The sequence below is a fragment of the Mesorhizobium sp. M0340 genome, assembly GCF_040321535.1.
Lineage (GTDB): Bacteria > Pseudomonadota > Alphaproteobacteria > Rhizobiales > Rhizobiaceae > Mesorhizobium.
The window spans coordinates 114,354-128,583 of sequence record NZ_JAMYRR010000010.1 but is presented as its reverse complement, the minus strand read 5'-3'; the positions used below and the strand labels follow the sequence as shown (position 1 = coordinate 128,583).

Below are 14,230 nucleotides of genomic sequence, written 5' to 3'. Positions count from 1 at the left end.
GGGTCGACCCCTGACGCATCGCTTGGCTCTCCCTCCACGAAGCTTGGCCACGTTCTCGGCTTGCACGGGGGCAACCACACGTTGATTTTCAAAAGACTGGAGCGAGGCGGGATAGTCAATCGAGCTTTCTTTCATTCGTGAAAGGAAACCTCGCGGCCTATGATAGAATTCATCAGTTCTAATTTTTGTCGGCGATGTTGAACGACAGAAATACGGCGCCGGCGATGCGGTGCCCGAGCGGCTGACCGCGCCGAGTTGCCGGGCCGTGCCAGTCACCAGCGCCTGCGAACCAGGGGCGGGAGCGATAATCACTGCCGACGACACTGGTCGGTCGCGGCAACCGCCATTTGCTCGATATTGATGACGCAGATAAGGCGGCGGCGTCGCGTGTGAAGGCGCGAAGGTGGCGGTCGAGCGCGGCTTTCTCGGCGGTGCTCGGAACTTCTGAACCGCATCGTCGAGGTCAGCACCAGCGGCGTCAATCCCTACGTCTCGACGTCGCTTTCAAGCTGTCGCTGCAGCGGGAGCGCGGCAAAGAACACGGCAATTCTGCGCCCTGGGTGCCAGCGATGCGGCCCTTCCCAAAGTCGGCAAACCGAGGAGCCCGCCACGATGTGCAGCAAAACCGCAACCCAGAGAGATCGACCGGCAATCTGCCGGAGAACATCAAGCGCGTGCTGGACGGCGGCCTTGTCATTCCCGTCTTGTGCCACCGCATTCATCCCATCATTGGCGAGCCCAACGTCAGTTCAGGTCATGCGGATCCATTTGGCATGGGTATTGCGGCGGCGTTGGTGCAGCGTTCGACCGGAGCGCCGCGATAGGGAGAAGCCCGGGAGAAGTCACGCCACCTCGATCCGGTCAGGGAGAGAGAAACAGTGTCAGCTGCACAAGTCCGCGGCGCGAGTCCCGCACCCCGCAAACCCTTCTATGCCAAGCTTTACGCGCAGGTGCTTGCCGCCATCGCCCTAGGCGTCGCAATTGGCTATTTCTATCCGGGGACCGGCGAGAGCCTGAAGCCGCTGGGTGATGCCTTCATCAAGCTGGTCAAGATGATCATCGCGCCTGTCATCTTCCTGACAATTGCGACCGGCATTGCCGGCATGAACGATCTTCACAAGGTCGGCCGGGTCGCCGGCAAGGCAATGGTCTATTTCCTCACCTTCTCGACGCTGGCGCTGATCGTCGGCCTCATCGTCGCCAATGTCGTCCAGCCTGGCGCCGGCCTCAACATCGATCCGGCCTCGCTCGATGTCCACGCCGTGAATACCTATGCCGCAAAGGCCCACGAGCAGTCGGTCACCGGCTTCCTGATGAACATCATCCCGCCAACGATTGTCGGTGCCTTCGCGGAAGGCGACATCCTGCAGGTGCTGTTCTTCTCGGTTCTGTTCGGCATGGCGCTCGCGATGGCCGGAGAGACGGGCAAGCCTGTCGTTTCCTTCCTTCAGGCGCTCATCGCGCCTGTCTTCAAGCTCGTCGGCATTCTGATGAAAGCCGCGCCGATCGGCGCTTTCGGCGCAATGGCCTTCACCATCGGTAGATATGGCATCGGTTCGGTCGTCAACCTCGCGATGCTGGTCGCGACGTTTTATTTCACCGCCTTCCTCTTCGTGTTCGGGGTTCTCGGCGCGGTCTGCCGCTACAACGGCTTTTCGATCTGTTCTCTTATTCGCTACATCAAGGAAGAGCTGCTGCTTGTCCTCGCAACGTCCTCCTCGGAGGCCGCGCTCCCCTCGCTCATGCAGAAGATGGAGAAGGCGGGCGCCAGGCGTTCGGTTGTGGGTCTCGTCATCCCGGCCGGATATTCGTTCAATCTGGACGGCACGAATATCTACATGACCCTGGCGGCCCTCTTCATCGCGCAGGCGACGAACACGGATCTGTCAATCGGCGATCAGGTGCTGCTGCTGCTCGTTGCGATGCTTTCCTCCAAGGGCGCTGCAGGTGTGACAGGTGCGGGCTTCATCACCCTGGCTGCTACGCTCGCCGTAGTTCCGAGTGTTCCCGTTGCTGGGATGGCACTGATACTCGGCATCGACCGCTTCATGTCCGAATGCCGGGCGCTGACGAATTGCGTCGGCAACGCAGTGGCATCCCTCGTCGTTGCCCGCTGGGAAGGAGAATTGGACCGAGCGCAGATGAAAGCCGCCTTCTGCGGTCATCAGCTTGCCGAGGCATCAAACCGGCTATCCTCCGCCGAGTAAGGTCGACGCACCGCGACCGGTTTCGCCAAGCTGGTCACATGACCTGAACGATCGACTCGCAGGCTCTAAACGGCGCCTCACGGACCATGTATCAGAAGCGCAATATGTGTGAGTGCAAATCATCGCCGCCCTAAGCGAATGAACCTTCCGTTATACCCGGCCGGTCTACATCTGGAGTAGTCCAATACGCTGTCGATCATTCAGTATGCGGGCGTCTCCACTTTGCCCACCCGAAACCATTGTCGAATCGCGCTAGGTGACAGAGAGCCAGCCTGCGTCAAAAACCAATCAGAATAGGACCCATGACCAAGCGCCCCACAATTGCCGATCTCGCCCGCGAAGCCCGAGTCAGCGTAGCAACGGTCGATCGGGTTCTGAACGCCCGCCATCCGGTGCGCGAGGAGACCGCGCGGCGGGTCCACGACGCCGCCCACGCGATCGGCTATCATGCTGCCGGGCTCATCAAGCAGCGCTTGCGGCGAGACCTACCGTGCTACCGTCTGGGCTTCATCTTGAGAAAACCGGCCCAGCATTTCTACCAAGACTTTGCGCGCGAGGTCGAAGCGTCGGTCAATTTGGCCCAGTCCTTCCACGGCATTCCGCTCATCCAATTCGCCCCGTCACATATGCCGAGCGACCTAATCGCACCGCTCAAGGATTTGGGCGCACGCTGCCATGCAATCGCGATGGTGGCACCGGACCACCCGAAAATTACAGCAGCGGTTGAGGACCTCAAGGCCAAAGGCATTCCGGTTTTCTCGCTGCTTTCCGACTTCGCCGCCGGCGTGCGACAGGGCTATATCGGCCTCAACAACCGCAAGGTGGGGCGCACGGCCGCTTGGATGGTGTCCAAGGTCGCAAAACGGCCCGGCAAGGTGGCGGTGTTTGTCGGCAGCCATCGTTTCCAGGGGCACGAGCTCCGTGACGTCGGCTTTCGCTCCTATTGCCGTGAGAACGCGCCGACGTTCGAGGTACTCGATCCGCTTGTGAACCTGGAGAAACGGCAGGTCACCTACGAGGCAACGCTTGATCTCATGCAGCGGGAACCCGAGCTCGTCGGCTTCTATGTCGCCGGCGGCGGCATGGAGGGCGCCATCTCCGCGGTCCGGGAAGAGGGTAAAAGTCGCGATCTCGTCGCGATCGTGAATGAAATCACGCCGGAATCTCGGGCGGCACTCGCAGATAACATCATCACGATGGCGGTCGCCACGCCAATGCGCCGGCTTTCCCAGGAGCTGATAACGCTGATGACGCGGGCTATCGAGACCGGCACTGCTGAAACACCAGGACAGACATTTCTGCCGTTCGACATCCATCTGCCGGAAAATATATGAAGCTGATGGATTCTATCGTAAGCGGGGAGTTTCCTTTCATAAATGAGAGAAAGTTGATTGATGATCCGATCCACGCGGGGTAGCCGCACCCCACAGGCCTCAGCCGCGGCCCAGGATGAAAGCGCCGATTGAGTGAACGGATCGGCCGCGCGTTCAGGCGGAAGCGCGAGGTAAATTCCCTACATCCGCAGCGTCGACCTCGACCGGCTTCATTGCCAACATCTCGACGTTGTCGGTGCAGGGCGGTGTCGTCAAGGATGCCTCACGCCAGTAGCCGAGCGAGGCCGGCACAGTCCATTGGGATCGACCTCGTCGACCGCCATCTCCTCGCCTGGCCGCGCGCGAAAAGCCGCGGCAAGGCCGGCAAAGTTGGCATTTGAGTGGGGCTAAACATCTTCTGGGACTTCGCACGCGAAATCGGAGGCGGCAGTCAACTCAGCACCAACCGGGCATGTGTTCTGCTCGTTCCTGGCCCTCGTACTCAGCAAGGAACTGCGCCGCTCTGCCCCGAATGGCAACCGCTCCTCCGCGACCGCCTCCAGGAGCCACCATCGAAAGGATGGTCGCGTCGTCACCACCACGTCACGGCAAAAGTGGGCAACGTCTTGAAGGCAGCTGGCATCGCTCTGCGACACAGCTCGACAAACAACTCGCCTGAGATCACCCCCAAAAAGGTAGTGGTAACACGCGCCGGCGCGCGCCTAACATGCTGATTAATGACATTATTCTTACAGCCGGTGTTTAAGTGGGGCTAAATCTCTTCTGGGACTTCGCACGCGAAATCGGAGGCGGCATTCAATTCGGTACCAACAACGGCAAGGTCGGATCCGGCGTGCCCGAGACGCTCAATAGTTTCAAGCAAAGGCGCCAGGCGAGATGCCTCCTGCAACATCATTTCCCGCATCCACAGGCTTGCCGGATCAGTATTGTGAAGCGCAGGCCATTGGACGGCCTCCGTGAATGCGGGATGAGGAAGTGGCGGCGGAAGTCCGACAATCCGCAGGGGTGTTGTTTTTGCGAAATGCTGCGCCAGCCGTAAGGGCATGGTCCCGATGCGGTTGGTGCCTGATACAACGGGCGGGATCATGCTAAAGCCCTGTACGACGACCTCGATACGTCTCTCGAAACCGTGCTCGAGCAAATACCATTCCTCCATGGTGGGCTGCCGGGTGTGCCTGAATCTGAGCACAACATGCCCCATGGACAAGTATCGCTCGAATGTAAGTGGCTCTGACAGCTGCTTGTTCGTGCCGCAGCCTACGCATACGAGCATATCTTCGAACAGGGCTGCGCGAGGATGTTTCGACATGAACACTTCCGGCATAATCAGAAAATGAACGTCGCCGCGCCGGAGAAGCTCCTCGGGGTCGTCGGAAATAGGCAGACATTCGAAGCGGACGGCGGGAGCTTCCCGCGCAGCACGCTCTACGATCTTCTTAAAAAATACGAGCGTGAGGTAATCGGAAAGCATGATTCGGAAGAGACGATCCGATTGGGCTGGGTTAAAGGCGTCCCAGGAAATAATCGATAGCTGGATGTGCAGCAATGCGTCCCGGACTGCTGGGGCGAGCCCCTCCGCGCGCGGTGTCAAAATGAGCTCGCGGCCGTTCATCGCAAATAGCTCATCGCTGAAATAGGCGCGTAACCGAGCGACGGCGGCGCTCATGGCCGGCTGGCTCAGGTTAATACTGTTGGCCGCGGCAGTGACTTTACGCTCCCTGATCAGAGCGTCCAGCACAACGAGGAGATTCAGATCCAGCCCCTTAAACCGCATATCCTGATCTATCCAGCATGTGGATGGGCATCATCTAAACAATCAATTTTACGAATTTACGAACCATGCATTAGAGGAACGTAAATGACCGACGTCAAGCTCAAATCGACGGCGCCGCGACACGGGCGGGAACATCGAGAGAGCTCATTGGCGAGCCCCACCGGCTGGCTCACCGTCGCTAACGACAACGGTTGAGTGCAGCCAACAACGCCGCCGCTTTGGCCGGGTAATGCGGCCCGCAAGAAACTATTTTGAAGAGAGGTCCTGAATGCGCCCTCAGGTGCAGTGGAAATTGTGCTGGGAAAACGAGTTGCAGCTCTCGGACCACGTCGAGCTCGCCCAGTTCTTTCGTAATACCTACGGGCCGACTGGGGCGTCCAACGCAGAACCGTTCGAAGGTAGTCGAAGCTGGGCCGGAGCCAGGCCTGAACTCCGCGTAATCGCCTATGATTCGAGCGGTGTAGCGGCTCACATGGGCATACTGCGCCGTTTCATCAAGGTTGACGCGGTCGACCTGTTGGTCGCTGAGCTGGGCCTGTACGGGGTACGTCCGGATCTTGAGGGTCTCGGAATCGCCCATTCAATCCATGTCATGCTTCCAATACTGCAGGAGCTTGGCGTTCCATTCGCTTTCGGAACCGTCCGGGACGCGCTGCGGAATCATGTTGAGAGGTTCGGACGGCGATACAGCCCTTTGGCCGTTTTGTCGGGAATTCGCGTGCGCTCCACCCGACCAGAGGCGCGCCTCGACCTGCCGCCCACACGCATCGATGACGCACTCACCATTGTTCTGCCAGTTGGACGGCCGATCAGCGAATGGCCCACGGGCACGATGATCGATCGGAACGGACCAGAGCTATGAGCCGTCCCGATTGCTTGTACGAAGTGCGCCGTGAGTGCTCTGACGGCACCGGCCGTCGCAGCGTTTATCTGACGTTTGACGACGGTCCCAATCCACTTTTCACACCGGAGATTCTGGATGTGTTGGCAGAGCAGCGGGTGCCGGCGACTTTCTTCGTCATCGGCGCCTACGCCTTAGAGCACCCGGATCTAATCCAACGAATGTTTGCAGAAGGGCACGAGCTAGGCAACCACACGATGACTCATCCGGAACTGTACAAATGCGGCTTCGGCGAAGTGCAACGTGAGATCTTTGAAGCGAACGGCGCCATCATGAAGGCGTGCCCTCAGGCCTCGGTGCGCTATGTTCGCGCGCCCTACGGCGCCTGGAGCGAAGAAGTCTTCACAGCGTCACAGATCGCCGGGCTGACGGCCCTCCATTGGTCCGTCGACCCTCGAGATTGGTCTCGCCCTGGGGTCGACGCGATTATCGATACCGTGCTCGCCTCTGTCCGGCCGGGCGCAATCGTACTCTTGCACGACGGATGCCCTCCCGGCGAGTTGAGCCAGGGCGCTCACGCCGGTCTGCGCGACCAGACGGTCACGGCGCTGTCCCGGCTGATTCCAGCACTTCATGAGCGCGGATTTGTAATCCGCTCACTTCCTCAACATCACTGAACAAACGAGATCCCATGACTCTTCTTGGTACAACCAGCACTGTGGCCATTTCGCTTTATGCACTGCTCTCGACTGCTTATAAGAGCATGCAGGGGATTTATGCTCTGCCGACAAACGACTCATCGGCGTTGGAGGATCTCGTCGGCTCCGATCAACTGCCCAGCGTGGATGTCATCGTCCCCTGCTTCAACGAGGATCCGCGCACGCTTTCAGAGTGCCTGGCTTCCATTGCAGACCAAGAATACGCCGGAAGACTTCGGGTCTATGTGGTTGATGACGGTTCTGAAAATCGCGAAGCCGTAGGAACTGTCCACGAAACCTACGCGCGCGACCCTAGGTTCGACATCATTTTGCTTCCCGAGAATGTTGGAAAGCGCAAGGCGCAGATCGCCGCGATACGCCGCTCATCCGGGGATTTGGTGCTTAACGTTGATTCAGACACGATACTCGCGTCCGACGTCATTACCAAGCTTGTACCGAAGATGCGGGATCCAGCGGTCGGCGCAGTCATGGGTCAGTTGACGGCCAGTAACCGGAGCGAGAGCTGGCTGACCAGGCTGATAGACATGGAGTACTGGCTGGCTTGCAACGAGGAGCGCGCGGCACAGGCTCGCTTCGGTGCCGTTATGTGCTGTTGCGGCCCATGTGCCATGTACCGCCGGTCTGCGCTCCTTTTGTTACTGGACCAGTACGAGTCGCAATTTTTTCGGGGCAAGCCAAGCGACTTCGGTGAGGATCGCCATCTCACTATCCTCATGCTGAAAGCAGGCTTTCGAACCGAGTACGTTCCGAGCGCCATCGCGGCCACAGTCGTTCCGAACAGACTCGGACCGTATCTGCGCCAACAACTCCGTTGGGCACGAAGCACATTCCGGGACACGCTGCTTGGGCTGCGCTTGCTGCCCGGCCTCAATAGCTATCTCACGTTGGACGTGGTCGGACAGAATCTCGGGGCGCTACTCCTCGCCCTATCGGTACTAACGGGCCTCGCACATTTCGCACTGACAGGCACTGTGCCTTGGTGGACAGGACTGATGATTGTGTCCATGACCATGGTCCGATGCAGCGTGGTAGCAGTTCGTGCTCGACAGTTTCGATTTCTGGGCTTTTCCCTGCACACGTTCATCAACATCTTTCTCTTACTTCCCTTGAAGGCCTACGCGCTGTGTACATTGAGCAATAGCGATTGGCTGTCGCGAAGCTCTGCTGTCGTTACATCGAACACTGGGGGAAAACAGGCCCCCACCCAAACTCCGATCACTGGATCAAGCAGGGCAGAATTCTCACCGCATGCGGCTCCGCTTCGCAGGCTCAATCTTGCGCGGATTCTTCGGGATTAGCGCTTCGAGCAACATCTGCGGCGACGAGTGATCGCTAATTTCCTAGGTGGACGAGAGGTGGACGAGTTTGACCCAGAACATGAATCATCAGTTGCTCGATCGGGAATTGGCCGCAGACGATCCGTGGCACCTCGACGGCAATCCGTTCGAGCGGGAGCGCCACACGCAAATGCTCCAGCTGGCGCTTGCCCAAGGCTCCATTACAAATGCCCTCGAAGTCGGGTGCGCTGCCGGCGCATTCACGGAAAAACTAGCTCCCTACTGCCAAGGGCTCACCGTCATCGATGTCGTGGCGCAAGCGATTGCTCGAGCACGTCAACGGATAAAGGAGCCGTCGCGCATCAACTGGATAGTCTCCGATGTTCAACAGTTTTCGACCGGCGAGTTGTTTGACCTGATCGTTGTGGCGGAGGTCCTATACTACCTCGAAGACATAGCCGAGATGCGCGCGGCCGTCAAAAACCTGGTGCGGGTGCTTGCGCCAGGCGGGCATCTGATCTTCGGATCGGCAAGGGATGCTAATTGCCGTCGCTGGGGTCACGCCGCTGGTGCTGAGCCGGTCATCGCCATGCTGAACGAAACGTTGATCGAGGTAGAGCGTCTTGAGTGTCGGGGCGAGTCGGTCAACGAAGACTGCTTGCTCGTCCGTTTCCGGAACCCGCTTTCCGCTTCCTGATGAATCGAATCTATCGCCGTTAACGTGGAGACACTATGCGCATCTGTGGTACCAAGCTGACCCATGATGGGGCGATCGCCCTTGTCGAGGATGGACGGCTCGTCTTCTGCGTTGAGCAGGAAAAGCGGCACAACAATCCTCGTTATCAAACCATCGATAATCTCGACGCAATTGTCGCCGCTTTGGCGGAACAGGGGCTAAATGCTTGTGATGTCGATCAGTTCGTTATCGACGGCTGGGATGGCGAAGACGAGTCACAGTTTCAGGTCCGGCAGGCAACCAAGCAACCGCCAGTCGTGGCGACGCTCTCGGTAAAATGAACCCATGTCCACGGTAACGATCGATCTTACTGACGTAAGCAAAACTTATGACAAGCTCGTTGTCGACAGACTGTCGTTCCGCGTTACGGCGGGGGAATGCTTCGGGCTCTTGGGACCGAACGGCGCGGGCAAAAGCACGATTGCGCGTATGGTCCTCGGCATGACATCGCCTGATGCGGGGAAGATTACTGTGCTCGGCGCTCCAGTGCCGGCGCGCGCGCGTTTGGCACGTATGCGCATCGGCGTGGTCCCGCAGTTCGACAATCTTGATACCGCGTTCACTGTACGCGAGAACCTGTTGGTGTTCGGGCGCTACTTCCGGATGAGCAGACGCCAGATCGAAGCGGTCATACCGTCGCTGCTTGAGTTCGCCCGCCTCGAGAACAAAGCGGGTGCGCGCGTCGCCGAACTGTCCGGCGGCATGAAGCGGCGCCTGACGCTCGCGCGTGCGCTGATCAATGACCCGCACTTGCTGGTGATGGACGAGCCGACCACCGGCCTCGATCCGCAGGCCCGCCACCTGATCTGGGAACGGCTGCGATCGCTGCTGGCGCGGGGCAAGACTATTCTTTTGACTACCCATTTCATGGAAGAGGCCGAGCGGCTGTGCGATCGGCTGTGCGTTATGGAGGAGGGGCGCAAGATCGCCGAAGGCCGCCCGTCCGCACTCATTGACGAGCAGATCGGCTGTGACGTGGTCGAGGTCTACGGCGGCAATCCGCATGAACTGGGTGCGCTGATCCGGCCGTACGCACAGCGCATCGAGGTGAGCGGTGAGACGCTTTTTTGCTATGCACCCGATCCGGAGCAGGTGCTGGTGCAGCTACGCGGGCGCGCGGGTCTGCGCCTTCTGCAGCGTCCCCCCAATCTCGAGGATGTGTTCTTGCGGCTAACCGGGCGCGAGATGGAGGACTGAACAATGGGCGAACGTTATGCGGCGGCCATGCCCGCCAATGCGTGGAATTGGGTCGCGGTTTGGCGCCGCAACTATCTTGGATGGAAGAAAATCGGGCTTGCATCGGTTCTCGGCAACCTCGCCGATCCGATGATCTATCTGTTCGGTCTCGGCTTTGGCATCGGAACAATGATAGGTCCTGTTGAGGGCACTTCGTACATTGCGTTTCTCGCGGCTGGCATGGTTGCCACAAGCGCGATGGCATCGGCGACCGCTGAAACGGTTTACGGGAGTTTCGGCCGCATGGACAACCAGCGCACCTGGGAAGGAATGCTATGCACTCAGCTGACGCTCGGCGATATCTTACTCGGCGAATTGGCGTGGGCAGCCACCAAGGCCCTGATGGCGGGCACAGCAATCACTATTGTTGCCACCACGCTCGGCTACACATCGTGGCCATCCATCCTCTGCTTGCTGCCAGTCATCGCTCTCAGTGGCCTCGCCTTCGCGAGTCTAGCGATGGTCGTCACGGCGCTTGCGCCCAGTTATGAATATTTCATATTTTATAATACGCTTGTTATAACACCCATGCTGTTCCTTTGCGGCGCGATGTTTCCGGTCAACCAATTGCCCGGCGCTTTTCAGGACGTCGCCTCCTTGTTGCCGCTCGCACATGCAATTGACCTCATTCGTCCGGCGATGCTTGGCCGTCCGGCCGGCAGCATGGGCCTGCATATCGGCGCGCTTTGCATATACACGGTTTTGCCGTTCTTCCTATCGGTTGCTCTATTTCGTCGTCGGCTGATGCGTTGACGCTACTCACCATTCGTAAAATTGATTCTTTGGGCGATACCCATCCACGCGTCGGATAGGTCAATACATGCGTTTTAAGGGACTCGATCTAAATCTCCTCGTTGTGCTGGACGCTTTGATCAGGGAGCGTAAAGTCACCGCCGCGGCCCGCAGTATTAACCTGAGTCAGCCGGCCATGAGCGCCGCCGTCGGTCGGTTACGCGCCTATTTTAGCGATGAGCTATTTACGATGAACGGCCGCGAACTCATTTTGACACCGCGCGCGGAGGGGCTCGCCACAGCAGTCCGGGAGGCATTGCTGCACATCCAGCTGTCGATTATTTCCTGGGACGCCTTTAACCCGGCCCGATCGGATCGTCGCTTCCGCATCATCCTTTCCGATTACCTCACACTCGTATTTTTTAAGAAGATCGTAAAGCGTGCTGCGCGGGAAGCTCCCGCTGTCCGCTTCGAATGTCTGCTTATTTCCGACGACCCCGAGGAGCTTCTCCGGCGCGGCGACGTTGATTTTCTGATTATGCCGGAAGTGTTCATGTCGAAACATCCTCGCGCAGCCCTGTTCGAAGATATGCTCGTATGCGTAGGCTGCGGCACGAACAAGCAGCTGTCAGAGCCACTTACATTCGACCGATACTTGTCGATGGGGCAGGTTGTGCTTAAATTCGGGGACACCCGGCAGCCCTCCATCGAGGAATGGTATTTGCTCGAGAACGGTTTCGAGAGACGTATCGAGGTCGTCGTACAGGGCTTTAGCATGATCCCGCCCCTTCTATCAGGCACCAACCGCATCGGGACAATGCCCTTACGGCTGGCGCAGCATTTCGCAAAATTAACACCCCTGCGGATTGTCGAACTTCCGCCGCCACTTCCTGCCGCATTCACGGAGGCCGTCCAATGGCCTGCGCTTCACAATAATGATCCGGCAAGCCTATGGATGCGGGAAATGATGTTGCAGGAGGCATCTCGTATGATTACCCCGCCTAAGAGCACCGGACGTCTCAGTTGTCGGCCGACGACCCCTCGGTTATGAGAGGAGGCATGGATGGCGATTGGGATTGGGCGATTCCTGCATTGTCGAGAACGATGCAGGGAGAGCAGATCCTTCAGCATGAAGAGGTGGCAGCGATGCTGCGGCTGCATGAGCTTGGCTGGGGAATGAACCGACGGGCGAAAGAATTCGGGTGCGCGCGCAACACGGTGCCTCGGTATCTAAGCGAGGGCGGGACTGTTCCGTTTCGCAAGCCTGTGCGGCCGACCGCGTTTGACGGACTGGACGATTGGCTGCGGGAGCGCTTCTTCCCCCATGGCTCGGGCTGGATGACGATCTCGACCCGCTCCAGATGCGCCGGGAACGCCTTGCGCGGTCGCGCAGCACGTCGCGGCTCGCCTGTCGGTCTTGCGGCCTCGAGCTCGGACTCAATCGCGCCGAGCCCGGTCTGGATTTCGAAGGCGAAGGCCTGCTGGGCACGTTCGAGCTTCTCGGAGCTGCGACCGAAGCGGCGCGCTCCAGCTGCTTGACGATCCCATGAAGGTCGGCGATCCGCTCCTGGGCAGGCTCGTTGAGTGTCGCCATCCGGACGATCTCGGCCTTGAGTGTTTCGCTCCGGAGTTGTTGCAGTTCGGCCTTCTCCGCCGCCATGGCGACGAATATCGCCTTGAGCGTATCGATGTCCGCGGGAAGGGCCGAAGCGCTTCTCGTCATGACGCCGACAGAAGCTTATTGTGCACGGCCTGAAGCCCGCCTTTTGCGCCTGAGTCACTTCGCCACGGCCTATCCGGCCGACGTCGGACGCCGTCTCCGTTCGGCTCAAACGAGCCAGTCCATGCCTTCCGAGCGCCATCAGTTCGGCGCGGCAAGCCGGATCACGCCGTTCTCCACCCGCGGCCAGCGGAACTTGTCCTCGTCCAGCGCTTACGGTGCGGGTATGCCGGCGTCGAGCAAACAGAGAGAAGTTTGGGGCCGAACCAGGTCGGCCCCGTTACGAAGTGTTGTCCTGGTGGTTTGAGTGTCGAATCTTCAGATCGATTGCTTGGGCGACCAGCGTCCCCGCCGCCAGCGAGCCCGCAACTGCTCAGCAGAAGGAAGTGAACGTGAGTGCATCCATTTCGTAAATGTGTGTCTATCCAAGCAATCGATTTCTCTAATTATCCGATGAGCAATATGAACGCGTCAGGCAGGGTGCATCATTAGGAGTATTTTTCGATGGCAAACATTATCGAGGGTGGCCCGGGTCCCGAAACACTCCTCGGCACCGAGCGTGAAGATTGGATGGAGGGTTTCCAGGGCGGTGACTGGATTGACGGTCGTGCCGGCAACGACGAGATCTCGGCTGGCCAGGGCAGTGACCGAGCCATTGGCGGCAAGGGTAACGACCGCATCTTCGGCGGAGATGGCTGGGACGATCTCTCCGGCGACAACGGCCGCTTCAACGCGCGCATCTCCGGTGACGACAATGACAGGCTCAGCGGCGGTCCCGGCCAGGATGTCCTCTACGTGGGTGACGGCCAGGATACGTTGACCGGGGGCACCGACAATGACACGTTCGTGTTCCAGTTCCACAATCCGGTGCCTGGGGTCGACCCGAGTGTCGGGTCGAAGCCGGACATTACCACTATCACCGATTTCAACCCGGCGGAGGACAAGTTCGCCTTCGATGCGGTGGGCCTCTACAATGACGGGTTTGGCGCGAACTTCGTCAACAACGCCAGCATACAGTCCGGCTACCCGGTGAGCAGCTTCTACAGTGGTGCGGCCTCAGGTGCGAACGGCGAACACGTCGTGGTAATCACTGGCGAATCTTTCAACTCTGCTTCTGAAGCCGCGAGTGCGATCTCCGGCGAGCACGCCGGCGACATCATTGTCTACCAAAGCAGCTACACCGACAGAGTCGCAACTCTGGCCTATGTCACCGCCGACAACAGCGCGCATGAGTTCGCCCACCTGGGCGGTGTGGTCACCGTGGCCGACCTAGGCCTGACCGCGTCGGACTTCACCTTCGTTTGATCCAGAAGACCCATACGGAACAGCGCCCCGCCCCCCCGGGGCGGGCGCTTTCCGTTTCCGCCACTTGCGATGGGCCGGGGCGCCCGGGAGCAGTCGCAGCGTGTACAGCTTGACGAAGCCCTGCACGTCGCGCTGGTCGTACACCGAAATCTCCCTGAAGGCGTGGGCGGTAAGCGTGTTCGGGCCCTTGCGGCCGGCCACGATGACGTTGCCCTTCCAAACCTTCAGCCGGACGGTGTTGTTGACCCGCTCTATCAAACGCCGGGACCAAACATATTTGGCGGGAGCACTGATCCTGACTCAGCGAGCGGATGCAGTCGATCGCCGTTCGGGAAGCAATATAGGGAGC

The 14,230-nt window shown here is 59.3% G+C and carries 13 protein-coding genes and 4 pseudogenes; 14 read left to right on the top strand and 3 right to left on the bottom strand.

Features of this window, described 5'->3' with window-relative positions:
* Positions 1-347: 347 nt before the first annotated feature.
* From NKI79_RS16790 to NKI79_RS33235, 4 genes and pseudogenes are all read left to right on the top strand, one after another.
* Positions 348-824, top strand: coding sequence for a hypothetical protein (locus tag NKI79_RS16790; protein ID WP_352802850.1), 477 nt, complete (start codon positions 348-350; stop codon positions 822-824).
* Between the two features lie 54 nt (positions 825-878).
* Complete coding sequence (locus NKI79_RS16785) at positions 879-2,207, top strand: dicarboxylate/amino acid:cation symporter (RefSeq protein ID WP_352802847.1); 1,329 nt, start codon at positions 879-881, stop codon at positions 2,205-2,207.
* Between the two features lie 302 nt (positions 2,208-2,509).
* Complete coding sequence (locus tag NKI79_RS16780; RefSeq protein ID WP_023678260.1) at positions 2,510-3,541, top strand: LacI family DNA-binding transcriptional regulator; 1,032 nt, start codon at positions 2,510-2,512, stop codon at positions 3,539-3,541.
* A 414-nt stretch (positions 3,542-3,955) separates the two neighbouring features.
* Positions 3,956-4,199: pseudogene (locus tag NKI79_RS33235) on the top strand (IS1634 family transposase); the annotation flags it as partial.
* A gap of 93 nt (positions 4,200-4,292) precedes the next feature.
* Here the strand turns inward: NKI79_RS33235 and NKI79_RS16775 are convergent.
* A complete protein-coding gene (locus tag NKI79_RS16775; RefSeq protein ID WP_352802844.1) occupies positions 4,293-5,315 on the bottom strand; it encodes a LysR family transcriptional regulator in 1,023 nt (340 codons plus the stop codon).
* Positions 5,316-5,583: 268 nt separating this feature from the next.
* On the opposite strand from NKI79_RS16775, the gene NKI79_RS16770 reads away from it, so the two are divergent.
* The 9 genes and pseudogenes from NKI79_RS16770 to NKI79_RS16730 form a co-directional block, all read left to right on the top strand.
* Positions 5,584-6,177 carry a NodA family N-acyltransferase gene (locus NKI79_RS16770; RefSeq protein WP_352802842.1) on the top strand — a complete coding sequence of 198 codons (594 nt, stop codon included), beginning with the start codon at positions 5,584-5,586 and terminating at the stop codon, positions 6,175-6,177.
* A complete protein-coding gene (gene nodB / locus NKI79_RS16765; RefSeq protein WP_352802839.1) occupies positions 6,174-6,833 on the top strand; it encodes a chitooligosaccharide deacetylase NodB in 660 nt (219 codons plus the stop codon). The genes NKI79_RS16770 and nodB overlap by 4 nt, the downstream gene beginning before the upstream one ends.
* A 14-nt stretch (positions 6,834-6,847) precedes the next feature.
* Positions 6,848-8,173 (top strand): chitooligosaccharide synthase NodC, encoded by a 1,326-nt coding sequence (nodC, locus tag NKI79_RS16760; RefSeq protein WP_352802837.1) that lies wholly within the window; start codon positions 6,848-6,850, stop codon positions 8,171-8,173.
* 79 nt (positions 8,174-8,252) lie between these two features.
* Positions 8,253-8,849, top strand: a complete 597-nt coding sequence (gene nodS / locus NKI79_RS16755; protein WP_352802937.1) for a nodulation methyltransferase NodS — start codon at positions 8,253-8,255, stop codon at positions 8,847-8,849.
* A 35-nt stretch (positions 8,850-8,884) separates the two neighbouring features.
* Positions 8,885-9,130: pseudogene (locus NKI79_RS16750) on the top strand (carbamoyltransferase N-terminal domain-containing protein); the annotation flags it as partial.
* A gap of 43 nt (positions 9,131-9,173) precedes the next feature.
* A complete protein-coding gene (gene nodI, locus NKI79_RS16745; protein ID WP_352802835.1) occupies positions 9,174-10,085 on the top strand; it encodes a nodulation factor ABC transporter ATP-binding protein NodI in 912 nt (303 codons plus the stop codon).
* Between the two features lie 3 nt (positions 10,086-10,088).
* Complete coding sequence (locus NKI79_RS16740) at positions 10,089-10,877, top strand: ABC transporter permease (RefSeq protein WP_352450738.1); 789 nt, start codon at positions 10,089-10,091, stop codon at positions 10,875-10,877.
* Between the two features lie 67 nt (positions 10,878-10,944).
* Positions 10,945-11,907 carry a LysR family transcriptional regulator gene (locus NKI79_RS16735; RefSeq protein ID WP_352516375.1) on the top strand — a complete coding sequence of 321 codons (963 nt, stop codon included), beginning with the start codon at positions 10,945-10,947 and terminating at the stop codon, positions 11,905-11,907.
* An 8-nt stretch (positions 11,908-11,915) separates the two neighbouring features.
* Positions 11,916-12,182, top strand: a pseudogene (locus NKI79_RS16730) (hypothetical protein); the annotation flags it as partial.
* Positions 12,183-12,211: 29 nt separating this feature from the next.
* Here the strand turns inward: NKI79_RS16730 and NKI79_RS16725 are convergent.
* A pseudogene (locus NKI79_RS16725) lies at positions 12,212-12,718 on the bottom strand (transposase domain-containing protein); the annotation flags it as partial.
* A 362-nt stretch (positions 12,719-13,080) separates the two neighbouring features.
* Between NKI79_RS16725 and NKI79_RS16720 the strand changes: the two are divergent.
* Positions 13,081-13,881, top strand: a complete 801-nt coding sequence (locus NKI79_RS16720) for a M10 family metallopeptidase C-terminal domain-containing protein (protein WP_352802833.1) — start codon at positions 13,081-13,083, stop codon at positions 13,879-13,881.
* Here NKI79_RS16720 and NKI79_RS16715 read toward each other — a convergent pair.
* Entirely contained in the window at positions 13,846-14,139 is a 294-nt protein-coding gene (locus NKI79_RS16715) for a hypothetical protein (RefSeq protein WP_352802830.1), read from the bottom strand. The genes NKI79_RS16720 and NKI79_RS16715 overlap by 36 nt on opposite strands.
* Between the last annotated feature and the right edge of the window lie 91 nt (positions 14,140-14,230).